The 20,154-nt window shown below is 71.1% G+C and carries 12 protein-coding genes; 7 read left to right on the top strand and 5 right to left on the bottom strand.

Annotation, left to right across the window (positions count from 1 at the left end; translation table 11 throughout):
• Positions 1–395 precede the first annotated feature (395 nt).
• Positions 396–1,484, top strand: coding sequence for an SGNH/GDSL hydrolase family protein (locus HUA78_RS23335; protein ID WP_141644499.1), 1,089 nt, complete (start codon positions 396–398; stop codon positions 1,482–1,484).
• 93 nt (positions 1,485–1,577) lie between these two features.
• Here HUA78_RS23335 and HUA78_RS23340 read toward each other — a convergent pair whose 3' ends face one another.
• Positions 1,578–2,501 carry a hypothetical protein gene (locus HUA78_RS23340; protein WP_174477183.1) on the bottom strand — a complete coding sequence of 308 codons (924 nt, stop codon included), beginning with the start codon at positions 2,499–2,501 and terminating at the stop codon, positions 1,578–1,580.
• A 95-nt stretch (positions 2,502–2,596) separates the two neighbouring features.
• On the opposite strand from HUA78_RS23340, the gene HUA78_RS23345 reads away from it, so the two are divergent.
• The 5 genes from HUA78_RS23345 to HUA78_RS23365 all read left to right on the top strand — a co-directional run bounded on the left by HUA78_RS23345 (position 2,597) and on the right by HUA78_RS23365 (position 7,210).
• Complete coding sequence (locus HUA78_RS23345; RefSeq protein WP_174477184.1) at positions 2,597–3,253, top strand: hypothetical protein; 657 nt, start codon at positions 2,597–2,599, stop codon at positions 3,251–3,253.
• Positions 3,254–3,255: 2 nt separating this feature from the next.
• Complete coding sequence (lnt, locus tag HUA78_RS23350; protein ID WP_174460459.1) at positions 3,256–4,884, top strand: apolipoprotein N-acyltransferase; 1,629 nt, start codon at positions 3,256–3,258, stop codon at positions 4,882–4,884.
• Between the two features lie 307 nt (positions 4,885–5,191).
• A complete protein-coding gene (locus tag HUA78_RS23355) occupies positions 5,192–6,355 on the top strand; it encodes a bestrophin family protein (RefSeq protein ID WP_174477185.1) in 1,164 nt (387 codons plus the stop codon).
• 98 nt (positions 6,356–6,453) lie between these two features.
• The gene (locus HUA78_RS23360) at positions 6,454–6,864 is read left to right on the top strand and encodes a hypothetical protein (protein WP_371745645.1); all 411 of its coding nucleotides are present in this window, start codon (positions 6,454–6,456) and stop codon (positions 6,862–6,864) included.
• A 202-nt stretch (positions 6,865–7,066) separates the two neighbouring features.
• Positions 7,067–7,210 (top strand): hypothetical protein, encoded by a 144-nt coding sequence (locus HUA78_RS23365; RefSeq protein WP_174455985.1) that lies wholly within the window; start codon positions 7,067–7,069, stop codon positions 7,208–7,210.
• Between the two features lie 60 nt (positions 7,211–7,270).
• Here HUA78_RS23365 and HUA78_RS23370 read toward each other — a convergent pair whose 3' ends face one another.
• Positions 7,271–8,797, bottom strand: a complete 1,527-nt coding sequence (locus HUA78_RS23370; protein WP_174455984.1) for a GMC family oxidoreductase — start codon at positions 8,795–8,797, stop codon at positions 7,271–7,273.
• A 166-nt stretch (positions 8,798–8,963) separates the two neighbouring features.
• On the opposite strand from HUA78_RS23370, the gene HUA78_RS23375 reads away from it, so the two are divergent.
• Positions 8,964–9,869, top strand: a complete 906-nt coding sequence (locus HUA78_RS23375) for an alpha/beta hydrolase (RefSeq protein WP_174477186.1) — start codon at positions 8,964–8,966, stop codon at positions 9,867–9,869.
• A 9-nt stretch (positions 9,870–9,878) separates the two neighbouring features.
• Here the strand turns inward: HUA78_RS23375 and HUA78_RS23380 are convergent, their stop codons facing one another.
• The 3 genes from HUA78_RS23380 to HUA78_RS23390 form a co-directional block, all read right to left on the bottom strand.
• On the bottom strand, positions 9,879–11,336 hold the full coding sequence (locus tag HUA78_RS23380) for a reverse transcriptase family protein (RefSeq protein ID WP_174477187.1): 1,458 nt from the start codon (positions 11,334–11,336) through the stop codon (positions 9,879–9,881).
• A 408-nt stretch (positions 11,337–11,744) separates the two neighbouring features.
• Entirely contained in the window at positions 11,745–13,589 is a 1,845-nt protein-coding gene (locus tag HUA78_RS23385; protein WP_174455981.1) for an SWIM zinc finger family protein, read from the bottom strand.
• Positions 13,586–20,116 (bottom strand): HEAT repeat domain-containing protein, encoded by a 6,531-nt coding sequence (locus tag HUA78_RS23390; protein ID WP_174477188.1) that lies wholly within the window; start codon positions 20,114–20,116, stop codon positions 13,586–13,588. The genes HUA78_RS23385 and HUA78_RS23390 overlap by 4 nt, the downstream gene beginning before the upstream one ends.
• Positions 20,117–20,154 lie beyond the last annotated feature (38 nt).

A 20,154-nucleotide genomic window follows, 5' to 3' on the forward strand; every position in this document is an offset into this window, starting at 1 on the left:
CACCCACCCCGCCAACGGCAGCGCGTACACCAGCGCGCCCTGTCGCTCCCGCAGCTGTGTCGCCGCGTCCAGCAGCCACAGGAACCCCGCAGACGCCACGCCGCACACCACCCCCACCAACGCCCCGAGCACCAACCACTGCCCCAGCACTCGCGCTCCTCCCGTCCACCTCACCGCGCCTCCCTCCGAGACTGTTGAAACATCGTGAAACACCGCGTCATACGTCGCGGCGCGTCAGGAATCAGACAACCCAAGGGCGCGACACTTTGGGTTCCATGCAATCCGCGAATTCTGACTGCTCGCGTTATTCCAGTTTGCGGGTGATTCGCGAATCGACGGCGTGTAGCGTTCGGTTTCCCCCTACATTCCCCCAGCGGGAAGAAAAGAGAGCGGGCATGTCCTTCCGTCGCAATGGGCTGTCCTTCGTCGCCGTTGTCGCGGCCGCCACGGTGAGTGGTAGCGCGATGGCGAGCACCATCAACCAGAACACGTCGTGGACCATCGACCGGTCCACGTCCACGACGAAGTATCGCGTCGTGGCTTACGGCGACTCCATCTATGCGGGCTACAACGGTGGCATCGGTGGCGTTGCGCGCCGCGCGGCCCCCGTCGTCCAGGGCGAGTACCTGGCGAAGCTGTGGAACACGGACATCGAGGTCATCCGCCGCACGAAGTCCGGCGCGCGGGCCGACGACATCTACAACAACAAGATTGTCTCCGAGCGCTCGTACATGCAGACGGCCAACACGCGCGCCGTGATGTTCGAGATGTGCGGCAACGACTACCTGCAGGCGCGCAGCGCCTTCACGGACCAGACGGGCACCTGTAACTACAGCGGCCTGGAGGCGGCGCTGGCGGCCTGCACCACGTACACGGAGAGGGCCATGCAGGCCATCAACCAGTACGCGACCTCCGCCAAGGTCAAGATTGTCTCCAACATCTACTACCCGGGCTTCGCCGCGGACAACGTCCAGACGGCCTGCAAGGACTCGGCGACGGGTGCCACCATCAACAAGCAGGTGAAGTTCCTCCCCCTGCTGGCCCGCAGCAACTGGCGCACCTGCAACCTGGCGGCGCGGTACGGCTTCCAGTGCGCGGACTCCTTCGCGGAGATGATGGGCGCGGACTACGACTCGAACGGCGACGGCCAGGTGGACTCGGCCGCCCTGCGCTACGTCGCGGGTGAGACGGAGGATGCGTATGTCGCTCGCATCACCGGCGCGCTGCGCTCCACGCTGCGCGACGCGAACACGCACTTCGTCAACGCCAGCACCAGCTACGACTACATCCAGTCGGACAACACCCACCCGACGTACTTCGGCACCACCATCAGCGTGAGCATCTTCTCCGGCTCGGGCTCCGGCACGGGCGCGCCCCAGTTCACGGACGCGCAGGTGGTCGACGGCAAGAATCCCGAGTGGAACAAGACGGGCCACGAGCGCATGGGCTGGGAGAGCGCCCGCTTCAACCCCACCGCTCCCTGATGCTCGCACCCGCGTCGGGCGGGTGAGCTTCACCTCGAGGCCTCCGACTCTCGCGAAGAGTCGGGGGCTTCGTCGTTTCCGGCGCCGCTCATGTCACATCAGGAAGCGCGACGCGGTGAAGGCCATGATGCCCGCGTAGTACATGAGCCGGCAGAGCCACTCGACGCCCCTGCGCACGCCCCGCGTCCACGACGGCGCGAAGCGCGCCGCCGCCAGCGACACCAGCTCCGCCACGCCCCGCCAGAAGCACGCGATGAGCAGCAGGCTCAGCGTCACCGGCGCGTAGTAGCGACCGAACGAGAGCAGATAGGCCTTCAGCCCGTTGAGCTGGTACTCGCCGAACGGACCGCCGAAGGCGATGTACTGGTGCGCCCGGAAGAAGATGCCCGCGGGCACGAGCGGGAAGACGACGAGCTTGAGCACCAGGTGATACCAGCGCTTGCGCCACAGCTCCCGGCGCGCCCGCCCATAGCGGACCAGCGGATGTGTCACCGCCGCGCCCAGCGAGCCCTCGCGTCGAGCGAGCGCCTCCAGGAGCGGCACCGCGTCCTCGGCCTCCAGGCCGTATCCGAGCGCGCGCCCTGACTTCAGGCGCAGCGTCAGCCCGGGCCCAGGGAGTGGCAGGCGCCAGGGACGCACGGACTCCACGGCGTCGAGCGGAATCTCCAGCCGGGCGCCGTCTCGCAGCGTGAGCGTCAGGGTGCTGTCGCCCACCTCCAGCGTGGCGCGGGCGCGCGAGCGCAGCACTGCCACCAGGGCCAGGGGCAGACCTCCGCCCAGGACGAGGCTCCAGACGAGGGGCTCGGCCTTGAGCGTCTCCGCGCCCTCGAGGATGTCCCACAGCAACCAGGCGGTGAAGAAGAGCAGGCTGCCCACGGTGACGAAGCGGGCCGACATCGCCACGCCGCGTCGCGCGGTCGTCCAGGCGTGGAGCGTGAAGCGCTCGGGCTCGACGGTGGGCGAAGCCGTGGGCGGCGGCGCGCTGACAGGGAGGGTGTCGACGGAAGGGGAGCTCATGGCGCGAGGGGCGGGGAGTGGTCGCCGGGAGTGGCCACATTGCCTCGGCGAGAGGGTGTCCGTAGCATACGCAGCGCGGAGGTCTCACGGCGAGCATGCGGCCGCAGCACCCATCCCCTGAACGGCGTGTCGACCGTGACGGCGTCACCCATGTCGCCCCGACTCGCTCCTCCCCTGGAGGCGGTGTCGCGCGGTGGCTGGTGGGCGGCGCGCTCGTCTTCACCGTGCTGTGCATCGCGCTGAGCGCGTGGCTGAGCGCCTCCGACGTGGAGGTGGAGGACACGCCCTATGTCGAAGCCCCGCCGCCGCCCGTCACCGCGCCTGAGCCCGTGGTGGCGCGCGCGCCCGTGCGCAGGCCGCCGGCGAAGGAGCCGCTGCTGGGGGATTCCACGCCCGTCATGGGGGAGCCCACCGCCCCGCCCGCGCCCGCCACGGAGCCCGACGTGCCCTCTTCCGGCCCCACGGGGATTCAGCTCTATCGCCCTGGCACCAAGCCGCTCAAGCGCGGCCTCGTCGTGCCCGAGGGTTTCGAGCTACCTCCCGGCTACGTGCGCCACTACCAGTCCACGGACGAGGGTGAGCGCGTGGAGGCCATCTTGATGTTCCATCCGGACCACCAGCCCGTGGATGCGAACGGGCAGCCGCTGGAGATTCCAGAGAATCGCGTGGTGCCCGCGGAGCTGGCGCCCCCTGGCATGCCCGTGCGCATGCTGGAGCTGCCGAAGTCCGACGAGTCCAAGGACACGCCTTGAAGATGCTGGGGCGTGAGGAGGCGTCATCCGGCCGGCGCTTCGTCGGGGGCCTGGGCGCCGTCCTCGCCACCACCCTGGCGCTGTGGGTGTTCTCGCTGCTCCGGATGCCGTGGACCCTGCTCGGCTGGGTGGCGCTGGTGCCGTGGCTGGTGGTGGTGGACCGGGCCCGCTCCTCGCGCGAGGCCCTGTTGCTGGGCGCGGGGCTCAGCGTCACCTTCAGCGCCGCCGTCCTCGGGTGGTTTCCGGGCGCGCTGCAGTCGTACTCGGGCGCGCCGCTGTGGCTGTGCTGGCTGTTGATGCTGCTCCTGGCGCCGGTGTTCCAGCTCCAGTTCCCTGTCACGGCGCTGGCGCGGCAGCTGGCGCGGCGCGCGGTGGGGAATCGGGCCGGGTGGTTGCCGCCCATGGTGAGCGTGCTGGTGTACGTGGGCGTGGAGTGGCTCGCGCCCAAGCCCTTCGCGGACACGCTGGGGCAGGGTTTCGTCTACTCGGAGCGACTGCGGCAGTTCGCGGACGTCGCGGGCGCGCCCGGGCTCACGCTGGCGCTGCTGTTCGTCAATGAGTGTGTGTTCGCGATGGGGCGCGCGTTCAGGACGCGCGGGGCTCCGGGTGCGCTGAAGCCCCTGGTGGCGGCGGTGGCGCTGGTGGTGGTGATGCTGGGCTATGGCTCCTTCCGCCTCGCCCAGTATGTGGTGGAGCGGAGCTCGCAGACGGCGCTGGTGGTGGGCGCGGTGCAGGCCAACATCATCAACTACGAGAAGCTCAAGGCGGAGCACGGCACCTACGAAGTGGTGCGGATGATTCTCGACACGCACTACGCGCTGTCGGACTCGCTGCTGCGCGAGGCTCCTCTGGATGTGCTCATCTGGCCGGAGACGGTGTACCCGACGCCCTTCGGCGTGCCCAAGAGCGAGGCGGGCGCGGAGCTGGACGCCGAGATTTCCGCCTATGTCGCCGCGCGGAACGTGCCGCTCATCTTCGGCTCGTATGACGTGGAGGGCGGAAAGGAGTTCAACGCCGCCATGTTCCTGTCACCGGGAGACAAAGAAGGAGAGGCCCCGACGCGCAAGGTGTACCGCAAGTCGAAGCTCTTCCCGTTGACGGAGTGGGTGCCGGAGCTCATCGACTCTCCGGGCCTGCGCGAGTGGCTGCCGTGGACGGGACGCTGGTCGCCGGGCGCGGGGCCGCGAACGGTGCTGCTGAAGCGGCGCGACGGGCGGATACTCAGGGTGGCGCCGCTCATCTGCTACGACACCCTCTTCCCCTCCTATGTCGCGGATGAGGCGACTGCCACCGCGGACCTGCTGCTCACGCTGTCGAATGACTCGTGGTTCGGGGGCACGCCCGGGCCCAGGCTGCACCTCACGCACGCGGTCTTCCGCAGCATCGAGACGCGCCGGCCCCAGGTGCGGGTGACGAACTCGGGCGTCTCCGCGCTCATCGACGACACGGGCGAAATCCTGACGGAGATTGGCGATGGCCAGCGCGGCACCGCCGTCATGCGCGTGCCCTGGCACACCGCGGGTTATTTCCTGGCGCGGAGGTGGGGCAACTGGCTGGGGCCCGTGGCGCTGGTGATGGCGGTGGCGCTGCTCGGCGGCGCGGTGCTCGGTGGACGGGGCGAGCGGTACTGACGCGGCGGCGCGGTGCTCGGTGGACGGGGCGAGCGGTACTGACGCGGCGGCGCGCGGGTCATCGGAGGTGTTGCTCGCGACGACGCTCGCGGACTGCATGGGTGCCCATCGCGGGCCGTGACGGGGTGAGGACGTCGCGGAGAGGGGCCACCGCCGAAGCGGCTCTGCTCGCTCCAGGACAGTTCGCCACCCGACAGCGCGTCTGCGTGACACATCCTCGCGGCGGTGCGCGGCTGACCGTTGTCGGCCCGCACCTCCGGAATTAGACGCTCCGAGCAGGCAGTTCTCACCCCGGAGCGCGCGCGCAATGATTGTCGGCCGGAGGCTCTCCTGGCACATCATCCTCCGCTACACGGGCATCCCCGTGGCCGTGCATGTCTTCTTCGCCCTGGCCATCGTCGTGGGCTATCGCGTGTTCGGCGCGTCCTGGATGGCGGTGCCCACGATGCCCATCTCCGTGCTCGCCGCGGCGCTGGGTGTGCTGCTCGCCTTCCGCAACAACTCCGCCTACGACCGTTGGTGGGAGGCCCGCACGCTGTGGGGCGGCGTGGTGAACTGGTCTCGGACCTTCGCTCGTCAGGTGCTCACGCTGCTCCCCCGTCCCGGACGCCAGCCGGGTGACGAACTCACGGAGCTGGAGCTGGCCGCGGTGCCCTCGCGCCTGCTGCGCAGCGCGGTGGACCGCCCCAGTGCCCTGCTGACGGTGCGCGGCACTCGGGCGAGCGACGGCGCGGTCCGAGACAGGTTCGGTCAGGCACGGGTGCCCTCCGGCGCGCGCGACACGTCGGGCGAGGTCGCGGTGCTCGGTACTCCGCTTCAGGCCCAGGGCGAGCCGCGCGGCGTCATCACCCGGATGGTCGAAGACATCACCGAGGACGCACGCGAGCTGGTCTACGCGCAGATGGGCTTCGTACACGCGCTGCGCTGTCATCTGCGCCGTCAGGACCCGCTGCCGGAGATTGTCGCCTTCTTCCGGCCCGACGTCATCGACGCCCTGCGAGAGGAGCACAACGTCCCCTCCGCGATTCTCCTGTGGATGGCGACGCGCCTGCGCCGCATCTACGGCCAGGTGTCAGACCCGCAGAAGGTGCTGTTCCTCCACGTGACGATGGACCGGACACTGACCGAGATGACCAACCTGCTGGGCGCCTGTGAGCGCATCAAGAACACGCCGCTGCCGCGCCAGTACGACAGCATGCTGTTCGCGATGACGCGCGCCTACCTGGTGCTGCTGCCGCTCGGTGTCGTGGAGGAGCTGGGCTGGCTCACTCCGGCCGTCACCGCCATCATCGCGTTCCTGTTCATCGGCCTGGACGCCGTCGGGCGGGATATCGAGACACCGTTCGAGGACGACCTCAGCGACACGCCGATGACGGCCCTCAGTCGGACCATCGAAATCAACCTGAGACAGATGCTCGGGGAGACGGAGCTTCCCCAGCCCGTGCAACCCAAGGACGGACTGCTCTACTGAGGCCGCGAGCTTCTCGAATGGGCCCTGTCAGTGTGGCGCGGTCCGCTCCGGGTGCGCGCGTTGCGGAGGGTGCTGGCGGGGCGTATACCCGAGGCATCGTGTCTGGACTGTCGCGTCTCCTCACGCTCGTGCTGCTCCTCGGCTGGCAGGTCGCCGCCAGCGGTGTGGCGGGGCTGGGGCACTACTGCGAGAAGCAGGTCCAGACGCGCGCTTCCAAGTGCCGCTGCCATGAGCACTCGAAAGCGGACTCCTCCCACGCGGACTCCCACGGTCAGCCGACGCTCCAGTGGGACTGCTGCGAGGAGCCGCACTGGGACCTGCCTGCTCCCACCGAGGGCAGTCTCTCCAGTGCCAGTCCCTTCGTCGCGCCGCCCGTCGCCGTGCCGCCGGTCGCCTGGCTGCCGCTCAAGGCGCCCGAGTGGGGCTCGCAACGCTCCCTGTCTCTCTGGAACGTGCCCCCGTCACAGGGGCCTCCTGTCTTCCTCCGCATCCGCACGCTGCTCCTCTGAGCGCTCCGGCGCACGGGGCTGGCTCGTGGTGTGTCCTCGGTTCCTGTCGAGGCCCACGACTTGCGGCTCCGTGCCCTGGGCGAGGTCGCGTCCCCGTGTCTTGGGGCAAGCGCGCCCTCGCCTCCGGAATGCATTCAGGAGCCGTGTGCGAGAGGTCTGTCGCTCCGGCATGCCGTCAGCCCGCCTTCAGTAGAGCGAGACCATGGACATGATTTGGGAGTTGATGATTGGCACCGTGCTGTTGACGCTGCTCATCGTGGTGATGACGCCCGCGATGTGGAGCTCGAGAATCAGCCTGCGCGAGAAGCCCAAGGAGCACGAGAAGCACACCAAGCCCGACGCGTGAGGCTTGCTTCGAGGACGCGGCCACGTGGAGCGAAGTGGCCGCGTCCCTCGCGTCAGGGCCCTAGAGCTTGCCGGCCTTCAGCTCGTCGACCAGGTGCGCGCTGGCTCGCACGGCGAGGGCCATCATCGTCAGCGTGGGGTTCTGCGGCCCCTGCGAGGGGAAGCTCGCGCCGTCCATGACGAGGAGGTTGGGTACGTCCCAGCTCTGGCTCCACGGATTGAGCACGGACGTCTTCGCGTCAGTGCCCATGCGGGCGGTGCCCACCTCGTGGATGGCCATGCCCGGCGTGGACAGGGTGTCGTTCACCTTCTCCACCGTGAAGCCCGCTTCCTTCATCATCTCCTGACACGCCGCCACGGCGTCCTTGCACATCCGCAGCTCGTTCTCCGAGTGGCGGCAGTCGATGTGCGCCGCCGGAATCCCCCAGCGGTCCTTCACCGTGGCGCTCAACGTCACGCGGTTGCCCGCGCGCGGCACCATCTCCCCGAAGGGGACGAAGTGACAGCTGTCCGCGAAGGTGAAGACCTGCACGCCATAGCCTCGCGCGAAGCCCTCCTCGCGGGACGTGACGTTGCGGAACTGCGGAATGTACGCCCAGCTCTGCTCGGCGCGCTGCTGCTCGGGCGGCAGGTTCATCTTCGCTTCGATGCCGAGCAGGTACGTGTGGTCCATCAGGTTGCGGCCGAGCTGCCCCGAGGAGTTGCCCAGCCCGTCCGGGAACGCCGCGCTCTTCGAGTGCAACAGCAGCCGCGTCGTCTCGATGGTCCCCGCGGCCAGAATCACCACGCGGCCGTGCGCCTCGTGCGTCTTGCCGGATTCGGTGTCGACGTAGGTGACGCCGGTGACTCGGCCCGTCTTCGCGTCGTGCAGCACCTGGTTCACCACCGCGTGGGTGCGCAGGGTGAGGCGGCCCGTCTTCATCGCGGCGGGGAGGGTGATGGGGGCGCCCGCGGTGCGACGGACGACGACGCGGCGCTCGGGCCAGCGGCGCTCCACGTGTTGCTTGAGGTGCTGCTCGGCGGGGTTCATCGCGATGGATGAGGCGAAGACGGAGTCGGGCAGCGTGTCCAGCCCGTCCGTGTTGCCGGAGAGGCCCATCCACCGCTCCACCGTCTCGTAGTGCGGCGCCAGCTCCGCCAGCGTCAGGGGCCAGTCCGGACCCTGGCCGTCGAGCCCGCCTGCCTTGAAGTTGAAGTCAGACAGCCGGTAGAACTGGCGGCCGTGCGCCTTCACCGACGTGCGCCCGCCGACCTGCCGTGCGCGAATCCACGTGAAGGGCGCGTCGCCCGGCGTCGTGTAGGGATTGTCGACGTCATCCACGAACGCGTGCGGATGGAAGGGCCAGGCGAAGGTGGTGGATTGCACAGACTGCCGCTGCTTGCGCGTGGTGTCCGTCTCCGCCTGGTAGCCGAGCAGCTTCTGACGGAGGCGGTGCCACACCCAGAGCAGGCGGTCCGCCCGGTCGCTCCGCCCGGCCTCCAGCACCAGCACGTTCAACCCTGCTTCCGTGAGCTGCTTGGCTGCCCAGCCGCCACACGCTCCGGAGCCCACCACCACCGCATCGAAAGTCTTCTTGGACGTGCTCACAGCATCCCTGCGAGTGCAAAGGTGATGCGCGGTATGCGTCACCGCGAGTTGAATCACGCCAGTGTAAGCTGGCCCGCGCGAGGTTGACCATGGACGCCCCCCTGTGTCGCGGGTGACTCGCGTGAAGCTGGACGGGCAGCCGGGCATGACCCGGGGAAGGTGTTTCATGAAGGGCTGGAGGGTTGTCGCGGGCGTGCTGGTGTTGGGGGTGCTCGTCGCCCTGGCCCTCTTCGGACGGGCCCTGCGCCACTCGGAGGCGTACTTCCACTATCCCCGCACGCCTCCCACGCGGCCCGCTGATTTCGCGCAGGCGCAAGACGTGCGTTTGTTCACCGAGGATGGGCTGGAATTGCGTGGCTGGTATGTGCCCTCGCGCAACCGCGCCGCCGTGGTGATGGCGCATGGGTTATCCCAGACACGCGCGGACCTGTTGCCAGAGGCGCGCATCCTGCGCGACGCGGGCTACGGCGTGCTGCTGTTCGATTTGCGCGCCCATGGCGAGAGCCAGGGTGAGACATCCACGTGGGGTGACAAGGAGCGGCTGGACGTGCGCGCCGCGCTGGCCTTCGTGCGAGCTCGCCCTGACGTGGACCCCGGGAAGGTGGCGGCCCTCGGTTTTTCAATTGGCTCGGCCGCCGTGGCGGAGGTCGCCGCGAAGGACACGGGCGTGCGCGCGGTGGTGCTGCTGTCTCCGTTCAACACGTTGTGGCTGGCGGCGGCGTATGACTTTCGCCGCTTCGGCTTCGTGTCCCAGTCCGGCGCGCTGGTGCCCTTCTGGCGCCGGGGCATCGCGCTCGACGAGGTGCGCACCATCGACGCGGTGGACCACATCCGTCCCCGGCCGCTGCTCATCGTCATGGGCACGGAAGAGTCGGGACAGCCGCTCGCGGACGAGCTGTTCGCCCACGTGCGCGAGTACGCCCAGACGTGGCGCATCCAGGGCGCGAGTCATGGAGGCTTCAGCGACGTGGAGCCCCAGGAGTATCCCCGCCGACTGCGCGCCTTCTTCGATGCGGCGCTGCTGTCGGGCGGGGAGAATGCCGCCGGAAGCGTGGCCCCGGCGGTGCCCTGACGACGACGGTCAGGCGACCTTCGGGGTTTCCTTCTCGCGGGCCTCGAGCGCTTCCAGGTCCTTGAGGAACGAGCGGCCCTTGTCCGCGTCCGTCATGTAGACGAAGGCGGCCATGCCCTTGAGCTGCTCCAGGGACTCGCCCTCTCGGCCGGGCTTGCCCTTCTGGCGGTTGTGGATGGCGGCGCGCAGGCGGCGCACCACGTCGCGCGGGACTCGCGCGGACGCCACGCCGTCCCGGGCCTTGTTCACCACCAGCCCCGTGACTTGCTGACGCGTGCCCTTGCGGCTCACCCGCGTCTTGTTCGGGTGAACATGGAAGCCCTCGTCCTCGACGACTTCCTTCACGCGCGCGAGCAGCACCGACACCGCGGGGCCCTGCGCCCGCTTCGCCTTGGGCTGCTTCGTCTTCGTCCAGGAGAAGGTGAGGTCGTCCGCGTAGCGCGTGTAGATGAAGCCCAGGCGCTTCGACAGCGCGGACAGGCGCTTGTCCAGCTTGAGGCACAGCGCGTTGGTGATGCCGGGAGACGTGGGCGCGCCCTGCGGCAGCGCGCGGGGACCCTTGGCGACGTAGAGCGTCTTGCCGCGGAACTGCACCGTCTCGCGAGGCGCCTCGGTGGCCATCAGCGACAGCAGCGTGGCGGTGTTCTCCTGCAAGCCGCCCTTGCGGAGGAGGCCCTTCACCCGCCGCCACGTCACGGTGGGGAAGAAGTCCTTCAAGTCCACCTTCACCACCACGTCCGCGCCGTGGTGGGCGAGCGCGTTGGTGAGGATGGAGCGTCCCGCGACGAAGCCGTGCGCCGCGCCGTGCACGGGCAGCCGCTCCACCACGTTGGACAGCACCCAGCGCTGGGCCTGCTTCAGCTCCGGCTTGGGGGACGTAATCGTGCGCGTGCCGCCGTCGCGCTTGGGGATGCCCCAGCTGATGTAGTGCGAGCCGGTGTCCACCTCGCGGTGGAACGCGAACCAGCGCAGCTTGGCGACGCTCAGCCCCAGCGCCTTGGCGAGCGCGTCCACGGTGCCCAGCTCCGGCAGGCCGTTGGACTTCGCGCGCTCCTCGCGGTGGGCGACGTCGAACTTGTCGGAGCCGGCGTCTTCCTTCCAGTGCACACCAGCGCCCAGATGGCTGATGTGCGTGGCGTTCCAGGCCTGATGAGCCTGGCGGCCCAGGGCGCGGAGCTCGGCGGCCTCGGCCTTCTTCTTCTCCTTCCAGGCGGTCTTCTCCTTCTCGGAGGCGCCGGAGAAGTCCAGGTCCGCCACGGCGAGGCCGCGCGAGACGAGCTGGCCCTGGGCCCACGACTCGGCGCCGCCTGCTTCGACGATGGCCTTCCAGCGGATGAGCAGGGCTTCATGCGCGGCGCGGCGGGCCTCGCGCTGGGCGACCGCGTTGGCGGCGGGAGCCTGGGGCGCGGGGGTGGCAACGGCCTGCGGCGCTGCTGCGGGGACGAACGACTCCAGCCTGGCGGTCATGTCAGAACCTCGAGGGGGCGCGTCGGCGTCGGACGAGGCGGGCAATCATCACGAGCAGTCGAGGGAGGCCAGGAAAGCACCACCATCTTACCTGGTGCACGGTAGCCTCACCGGCTCTCCCCTCCTAGGCACTACTGCCGGCGGGGGCAAACGGCGATCGCGTCGTTGGCTCAGCTGCCCCCGCCGGCAGTAGTGCCTAGGAGGGAGAGAGCCAAGAACAGGCTACCTTGCGGAGAGTGTCCTGCATTCCAACCGGAGCGGCGCAACGCCGCTCCCGCGCTCGAGGCGCTCAGGCTGATGCACTCCAGACCTCTCTCGGCTGCTCGCGCGTGAAGCGCGTCTCATCGTGTCTTCCGTCGCACCTGCCCTTTTGGCCGCTGCGTGAGCGGCCGAGCCGTGAATGGGGGTTTACACCAAGGCTGACGCCGCGTCGATGTAGCCTTCAGCCGAAAGCTTCTCCAGGCGCGTGAAATACGCGGTCCGCGCCTCCGTGTCCGTGTCGAACCAGAGCCGCTGATGACGCGCCTCGCCAGTGCGAGGGCCCCATTCCACGGCGACGACCTGACCGTCCAGAGACACGCGATACACCATCTCCTGTCCGCTCTCCGCGTCGCGCCGCACGTACGAGCGCGTCTCCGCGCGGATGAGCTTTCGCCCCTCGGGCGTCTTGCGCAGGGCCTCTTCCTCGGTGCGGCGGCGCGCGTAGGCCAGGCGCAGCGCGAGCTGGTGCTCGCAGGGGCCTTCCCGCATGCCGGAGCGGCGGAAGTGCGGACACCCGCAGGACGCGTCCTTCACGCGGCCTTCCAAATCCAACGTGAAGCTCGGGAAGAAGCTGCGCACCGCCTCGCGGTCCACGACTTCGCCGTGGATGCGGGTGCCCTCTCCGACGATGTCGTGAACCTTCGTCAGCTTCACCTCGCCCGCGCCCGGGCCGCCATCACCCAGCAGGCGGTGGGCCCGCGCCTCGCGCTCGCTGCCGAAGCGGATGACGGACTCGTCCACCGGCGTGGCCATCAGCTCGCGGGGACGGTACTGACCCTTCGCGACGTCGAAGAGGATTCTGCCACGCAGGCACTCCAACTGGAGCGCGGCGCGCACGTGCTCCTTCGACGCGCCACCCGCCGCGGCGACGAGCGTGTCGAAGGGCAGGGGCCCGTCCGCGCGCAGCTTGCCGCGCAGCTTCTCCGCGAGCCCGTCCGGCACCGCGCGGGGCATGAGGACATCGAAGGCCGCCGCGGAGGACCAGCCGCTCTCCGTCCAGCCCGTGAGGCCCAACGTCAGCGTGGCCGCGCCCATGTCGATGACCCAGAACACCGGCAGCCCGGGGCCCATGAGCTGCAGGCGCACCGACTTCGCGTGGGGCAACAGTCGGGCGAGCGCCACCAGACGCTGACGGCCGAACGTCCGCACCACGGCGGGCGCGGTGCCGGTGTACGTGCCGCCATGGCACTCCAGCACCAGCTCCCACGGCTCCAGCACCAGACGCGGCGGGGCGCCGGGGACCAGCTCGAAGCGCAGCGCGCGCGGAGCCTTCTTCGCCTTGCGGGTGCGCAGCGCGAAGAGGAGGTTGTAGAGGTCGATGGGCGCCAGCACGCAGGAGTTCGCCGGCAGCGTGGCGGCGGACTGCACCTGGAGGAAGCCGCGCAGCCAGGCGTGAGGCACCTCCACGTTGCGAGGCTCGCGGGTTGCCTTCGCGGGCAGGGCGACGTGGGCCTCCAGCGACACGGGAAGGTAGGTGCGCAGCCGGTCCATCCGCGAGGAGAGGTTCGCGGGGACGTCCAGGAAGGTGGAGCCGTGCGCGGCCTCGCGGCCCTCGAAGAGGCTGTTGTCGAAGGACAGGCGCGCGTAGGCGCTCTCGTCGCGGGAGAAGACCTCCAGGGACACGCTGTCCGGGTCCACGGTGAGGACGGGGTCGAGCACCTCGTCCTGCTTCTCCTCACCGTCGAGCGCGTTGTCGAGGAACGCCTTCTGCGCCTCCCAGATTTGCGCGCTCGCCCGCTTCCCCTTCGACATGAGGTAGGCGAGGTACGCGGTGCGGTCCTTGCCCCGGTAGCGCAAGTCGCTGGAGAGGATGCCGAAGGCGGCGGTGAGCGCGTCGCGGAAGAGGGCGGGGTCCTTCAGCCGTCCACGCACGCCCACGGTGCCGCGTGAGCCCTCCAGGGCCAGCAGCACGCGGGAGGCGTCCGACGTGGACTCCACGTCGCTCGCGGTGGCGTAGCGAAGCTCGACGGGGTGTCGGGTGGCGGTCGTCACGACGGGGTTCCTTCCTTCCGGTTGCGCGCGCGCTCCACGGCGCGACGTGCACGTTTGTGGGCGCGCCACGCGGCCTTGCGCAGCTCCACGGACTGAGACTTGTCGAAGGCGGCCTCGTGCAGCAGCTTCGCCGCCTCTTCACCGCCGAGCCTACCCAGACCGGCCCACGCTTCCTGCTTCAATTCCGGCTTCGCATTCTCCGCCAGGGCCTTCAGCGGAGCGATGTTCCCGTGGGCCAGCAGCGCGGGCTCGGCGAGGCGACGGCCCTCGGACGTCGTGAATGCCTCCGCCGGCACCTTCGCGCCCGTGGGGCCCAGGGCCACCGGGTCGAAGGGCTTCACCTCCAGCGCCCACGCCGAGGCCTTCTCGGGCGCCAGTCGCGCCAGCGCGTCCGCCGCCGCCGAGCGCACCCGCGCGTCCGGGTCCACCAGCGCGCCCTTCAGCGCCTCCGCCGACGCCGCGAGTTCCTTGGCGTTGGTCAGCACGGGACCGGTGTCCTGGCCCACGAGCTTGAGCGTCGCACCCGCCGTGCCCAGTCGCGACAACACGCGCGCCGCCTCCTGGCGCACGGTGGCGGGAGACGCCAACTCGCCACCCTGGAGGATGGCGCGCGCGGAGTCCGCGAGGCTGGCCGCGCCCAGTCGAGAGCCCGCCCACAAGAGCCGCTCCCACGCGGTGGCCAGGGACTCGCGCTTCTTGCCCGGGGGCGAGGCCGTCCAGTCGGCCGCCGTCTTCCGCTCGGCAGACACCAGCGCGCGAGCCAGCGCCGCGACATCCACCTGACCGGCCTGACGCGCCTCACCGGTCCACGTGCCCACCAGCAGCGCGGCTTCCTGTCGCGCCTCCGGCTTGTCGTGGGCCAGCAGGGCCACCGTCTCCGTCACGGGCAGCGCGCCACGACGGGCGAGTCCCCGGCGCAGTCGCAGCCGCAGCTCCTCGTTGGTCAGCGTGGCCAGGCGGGGCACGAGCAGCACCGGGTCACCCTCGCGCGACAGGTACGCCGCGGCGGGCTCGGAGATGTCCTCGTTGATGCTGGCCACGGCGAGGAACTCGACGCGGGTGCGCTCCTTCGGGAAGAGCGCGTCCAGCGCCTTGCGCGCTTCCTGGCGCAGGTCGTCGTCGCCGTCGTCGAGGATGGTGGCCAGCGTGGCCTCCGCCTCCACGTCCTTGAGCTTGCCCAGCTCCTGCGCCGTGGTGATGCGCACCTCGTCGCGGGTGCCCGTGTCGAGCAGCAGCGCCTCCAGCTTCACGCGGGCGCGCTCGCCGCCGATGGCGCGCAGGCCCTTCACGCCCGCCTGCTGCAGCTCCGTGGTGGAGCCCTCCACCGCGGCGGCCTCCACCTTCTCCTCGACGCGACGGCGCTCCTCGCCCTCGGGCAGGCGACCGGCGAGGCGGCCCAGGCCCTCCAGCGCCGCCCACACCATGGACGGCTCCGTGGGAGCCTCGGGCGTGCCACCCGCGGCCACCGTCTCCAGCTCGCTCAATGCGCGCGGGTCACCCAGCGTGCCCAGGGCGAGCAGGGCGCGCTCGCGCTGTCCATCCTCACCCGCGCGGGAGTACAGCAAGAGGGGCCGCAGCGCGCTGATGCCGCGCAGGTGCGCCACGCCCTCGGCGGCCGGGAGCATCAGCTCGCGTGCCCCACCGCGCAGCACGTCCTCCAGCGGACCCACGGGGACGCCGTGCTCGATGACGCGCTTGGAGTACAGCGCCACCGCCTCCGCGCGCACCGCCAGGTCCCGGTCCGAGAACAGGCCCACCAGCAGCTCGGACTGACCGGCCTCCGCGCCGTGCTCCAGCTCCTTCAGGGCCGCCAGTCGCACCGCCACGTCGTTGGACTTCACCGGCGAGCGGAGGAAGCGCACCGCGAGCGCCGCGTCCCGCTTCTTCACGTCCGTGCCCGCGATGTTCATCGCGGCGGCGACACACGCGACGCGCACCGCGCTCGTGTCGTCCTCCGTGCTTCGTCGCGCGAGCACGTCCAGCGCCTCCGCGCGCTTCGTCTGTCCGAGCGCGGCCACCAATCGCAGCCGCTCGTTCGCCTCCGTGGCGACGGCCACGCGCGCGGCCAGGGCACTCACCGCGGAGGGCGTGGCCAGCCGGGCCAGCGCCTCCGAGGCGCGCTTCGCCACGGCGGACGTCTCCGAGCGCAGGAAGGAGGCCAGCACCTCCACCGCCCGGTCATCTCCGCGCCATGCCAGGAGCTCCGAGGCGCGCAGGCGCAGGTCCTCGTGCTCGCTGGCCATGGCCCGACCGAGCGCCTCGGTGACGCGCGAGTCGTTGGCACCGGCCAGCCGCTCAATCACTCCCACGCGCAGGTCCGCGTGCTCGCTGCCGAGCGCGGCCAGCAGCGGCTCCAGGCTTCCGGCCGGGCTGAGCTTCTCCAGCAGCTCGAAGGCGTAGCGACGCACGTCCGCCAGCGGCGAGTTGAGCGCGGCGGTGATGCGCGGCTTCGCGGCGTCACCGCGCTCCGCCAGTTCGTCCAGCGCGGCGCGAGCCACGTCCGGCGCCAGCGACGCGAGGGCCAACGACAACGGCTCATCGCTGCCCGCGGGGAACAGCTCCTTGAGGCCGGTGAGGGCCGCCTTGCGCACCAGTTGGTGCGGATCTTCCAGCGCGCGCAGCAGCGCGGCGACGGCGGCGGGAGTCCCGGCGAAGCCCTCCAGCGTGAGCTTCACCACGCGGTCCACGGCATCGCGGCGGACGCGGTGGCTCTCATCGTCACCCGCGGACACCTGTCGCAGCAGGCCCACGTACGCGCCGAAGGCGAGCCGGCGCAGGTGCTGTCGCTCCGCGCTGGCGCTGGCCTCGGGCGAAGTGCCCGGCGTCCCCGGCTTCACCGCCGAGAAGAGCCGCCGCAGCCAGCTCTTGGCGGGCGTGGCCTGCACGGGCGAGGCGCCAGGGGCCGTCTCCGGCTTCCACGGAGCCTCCAGCGTGCGTGGGCGGGCGACCTTCTGGGCCTCGCGGAAGTAGTCGAGCGGCTTGTTGCGCAGCAGCAGCACCTGGGCCGCCGCGTAGCGCTGCTCGGGCTGCTCGCTGGAGAGGGCCTCGGCGAGTCCCACCATGCGCCGGGCGCGCTCGTCCTCGGCGGGCCACTCCTTCATGTCGCCGACCTTCTCCGGGCGCGGCGGCAACAGGCCTTCGACGAGGTTTGTGCGGTACGCGTCCGTCTCCGTGCGCAGCTCCAGCGCGCGGGCCGCCGCGTAGCGCACCTCCGGCCTGCCGCTGGACAGGGCGCTGGCGAGCAGGTCGGGCGGCTCGCCCCGGCGGCTGGCGCGCAAGTCACGGGCGAGGACGATGGCGAACACCATCTCCTGCACCTCGCGGGCGCGGTCTTCCAGGCCGTGCAAGAGGCCACCGTCGCCCTCGGGGCCCAGGGCCGCGAAGGAGAGGATGGCGCCCAGGCGGATGGGCAGGTGGTCATTGCGCAGGTTGCCGGTGAGCACGGGCAGCGCGCGCACGTCACCCAGGCGCGACAGACCGTCCGCGCCCCACGAGCGCACCGCCACGTTGGCGTGGCCCAGCGTGTCCAGCAGGTAGCCCTCGTCGCCCCGACGGCCCGCGGTGGCGAGGCCGCGCGCGCCCTGCTCCTGGAGGTCGCCCAGCTCGCTGGGCACCAGCACGGTGGCGAAGAACGACAGCAGTCGCCGCGAGCCCAGCGACGCCAGCGCGCGAGCGGCGCGGATGCGCAGCGGGATGAGGTACGCCGGAGTGTAGAGCCGCTCCAGGTCCTTGTCGGTGATGAGCCCGCGCATCGGCTCGATGATGTCCTCGGCGCCGCGCGGCGCGAGCAGCTCCGCGGCCCTCACGCGCACCTGCAGCTCTCCGGCGGCGATGCCCGCGAGCAACGGCCCGTTCTCCCCGGGCACCAGCTTGTCCAGCGCTTCCAGCGCGGCGACGGCCACGACGACTTCCTCGTCCTGCACGCGCTTGAGCAGCGGCGAGCGCAGCGTCTCCACCGGGGCATGCACGGAGCCCTTGGCGCCCAGCACGCGCACCGATGGATGCGTGGAAGCGAGGGCCGCCAGGTGCGGCTCCGGCTTCTCCTTGCCGACCAGCTTCACCCACGCCTCGTACGCGGCGGTGGCCACGCCCGCGTCGCGGTCCTCCACGGACTTCTTCAGGCGCTCCTGCGCCCAGCCCTCGGTGCCGCGCTGCGAGAGGACTTCCACCGCGCGGTTGCGCAGGTCCGGGAAGCGGCCGGCGAGCGCGCGGTCCAACGCCTTCTCCGGCACCTTCTCGTTCCACGCCCACAGCGTGCGGAACGCCTCGCCGCGCACCTTGGCGGACTCGTCCTCCAGCGCGTCGCCGAGCAGCGGCTCCGCGCCCTGCGTCGCCGCGCCCAGCTTCACCAGCCGGTCCAGGCCGCGCACGCGCACGTCCTCGTGGCCGGAGCGCAGCGCCGCCTCGGCGGAGGACAGGGGCGCCTCCACGTCCAGCGTCACCACCGCGTCCAGCGCGGCGGCGCGCACGTCCGCGTCCTCGTCGTCCAGCATCCACACCAGCCGCTCGCGGGCGCGGGCATCCTGGAGCGCCTGGAGGGCGGCGGCGGCCTGACGGCGGATGGGGGCTTCCGGCTCGCGGGAGAGCTGGAGCAGCGCGCCCAGCGCCCGCGCGTCACCCAGTTGCGCGAGGCCGCGAGCACCGCGCACGGCGGTGTCCGGCGTGCGGCAGGCCATGGCGGCCAGCAGCGGCTCCAAGTCACTCTCCGCCAGCGCGCCACTGACGGCGCCCTGCGCGGGCATGGTGTCGCGAGCGGCCTGGAGGTCCGCGTCAGTGATGGCCAGGGCTGCGCCGCTCGGGCCGCGCGTGCGCGCGACCAGTCGTCGGGCCACGTCCTTGACGGAGCGGGCGAAGTCCTCGTCGCGGGCTTCCAGGGCGTGGGCCAGGGCCCGGCGCTCCATCACGCGGATGGTGAAGGCCACGCGGCGCACGTCCGCGTCCGCGTCGTCCAGCGCCCGAGCCACCAGCGGCTGGAGCTGCGCATGACCCAACAGGCCCGCTCCGGCGGCGCGGATGAGCACCTCCACGCGGAGGCGGGCGGGGCCGCGCTCGAAGGCGGTGCGCAGGGGCTCGGTGTCACCGCCCGGCGTCACCTCGCAGAGCGCGTCCAGCGCGGCCAGACCCACCGCGGCCTCGGTCTCGCTCAGCTTGCCGGCGATGAGGCCGGGCACCAGGGGAGACGTGCCCCCCAGCTTCGCGAGCCGGCGCAGACCCGCCACGCGCATGTCCACGAAGCGCGAGTCCAGCGCGGCGCGGGGCGCGGCCAGGGGCGACTCCGTCTCCAGCACGTCGAGCGCCTTGAGGGCGTCCTCGCGCACCTGCGGATGGTCGTCGTTGAGCCGCTCGCGCAGCTTCGGCCGCGCGGCGGTGCGGCCCCTGGCGCCCAGCTCACGGGCGGCGAGGCGACGCACCTCCGCCTCCTTGTCCGTGCCGAGCACCTGGAGCACGAACTCCAAGGCCTCCGGCTCGTCCAGCGCGGCGGCCTCGCGCACGGCGGCCTCGCGCTTGGGGCGGCCCGCCTTCACCGACTCCGTCAGGAGGTCCAGGCCATGCTGCGAGGTGTCCTGGTCATTGCCCGGCTTGCCGTCCACTTCGATGCCGAAGCGCAGCACGCGCCGGTCGTCGCTCGCGGTGAAGACGGAGCCGAGCGCCGTGCGCGCCGCGCGCGGGTTCGCGGGCGGCAGGAAGGCCAGTGCGTTCGTGGGCTTGCTGCCGCAGTCGAACGTGCGCGGCTTGCGGCGCTCGTCCAGCCGCCACGCCTTCACCTTGCCATCGCTGCCGGCGGACCAGATGCGGTCTGAAGGCTCCTCGTCGTCCTTCGTCGCGGGCGTGGGCGGGAAGAGCAGGGCGAGCACGGAGCCGGCATGGCCGGAGTCCTTGTCGCCGCGCACCTCGAACTCCACCGCGCCGACGAGGTACCAGAGGCGCAGCTTGCCGTCGTCGCCGCCGGAGACGAGCCGTCCGTCGCGAGGCGTGAAGGCCAGCGCGCGCACCGCGCCTTCGTGGCCCACCATGTCCCGCCGCTCACCAGAGGCGCGCGTGAAGGAGCGCACCACGCCGTCGTCACCCGCGGTCGCGACATACGTCCCGGACGGGTCCACCGCCACGGCGCGCAGCGACTGGGGCGACGCCTTCCACTCGTGCAGCTTGCGCGTGGAGTCCCACTCCCAGCCGCGCACGATGCCGTCCGCGCCCGCGCTGAAGAGGACCTTGCCGTCCGGGCTGGAGGCGAGCGCGGTGACACCGCCGGGGTGCGCGCCCTCGAGCTGCCACTGCACGTTGCCGTCGGCGTGGGTGCCGAAGCGCAGCGTGCCGTCCGCGCAGGCGGCGGCGAAGCGCTCGCCCGACAGGGCCAGGGCATTCACCGCGGAGGGGAGCTCGGTGCTCCACAGCACCTTGTTGGTGCCCGGCTCATACGCGGTGACGCGGCTGGAGACGGAAGCGCGAGCGCCGCCGAGCAGCAGCACCCGGGGGCTGGCCGCGAGGGCCCGGAGCTTCTCGATGTTGCCGATGGAAAGGACGGACATGGTGTTCTTTCGAAACTCGTTGGAGGCGAGTGACGCGA

The organism is Myxococcus sp. CA033 (assembly GCF_013336625.1).
Lineage (GTDB): Bacteria > Myxococcota > Myxococcia > Myxococcales > Myxococcaceae > Myxococcus > Myxococcus llanfairpwllgwyngyllgogerychwyrndrobwllllantysiliogogogochensis.

Excerpts from the sequence above, each read along its gene's own strand:
- HUA78_RS23335 (WP_141644499.1), top strand. The coding sequence starts at position 396 with ATGTCCTTCCGTCGCAATGGGCTGTCCTTCGTCGCCGTTGTCGCGGCC.
- HUA78_RS23340 (WP_174477183.1), bottom strand. The coding sequence starts at position 2,501 with ATGAGCTCCCCTTCCGTCGACACCCTCCCTGTCAGCGCGCCGCCGCCC.
- HUA78_RS23345 (WP_174477184.1), top strand. The coding sequence starts at position 2,597 with ATGCGGCCGCAGCACCCATCCCCTGAACGGCGTGTCGACCGTGACGGC.
- lnt (WP_174460459.1), top strand. The coding sequence starts at position 3,256 with ATGCTGGGGCGTGAGGAGGCGTCATCCGGCCGGCGCTTCGTCGGGGGC.
- HUA78_RS23355 (WP_174477185.1), top strand. The coding sequence starts at position 5,192 with ATGATTGTCGGCCGGAGGCTCTCCTGGCACATCATCCTCCGCTACACG.
- HUA78_RS23365 (WP_174455985.1), top strand. The coding sequence starts at position 7,067 with ATGGACATGATTTGGGAGTTGATGATTGGCACCGTGCTGTTGACGCTG.
- HUA78_RS23375 (WP_174477186.1), top strand. The coding sequence starts at position 8,964 with ATGAAGGGCTGGAGGGTTGTCGCGGGCGTGCTGGTGTTGGGGGTGCTC.
- HUA78_RS23380 (WP_174477187.1), bottom strand. The coding sequence starts at position 11,336 with ATGACCGCCAGGCTGGAGTCGTTCGTCCCCGCAGCAGCGCCGCAGGCC.
- HUA78_RS23390 (WP_174477188.1), bottom strand. The coding sequence starts at position 20,116 with ATGTCCGTCCTTTCCATCGGCAACATCGAGAAGCTCCGGGCCCTCGCG.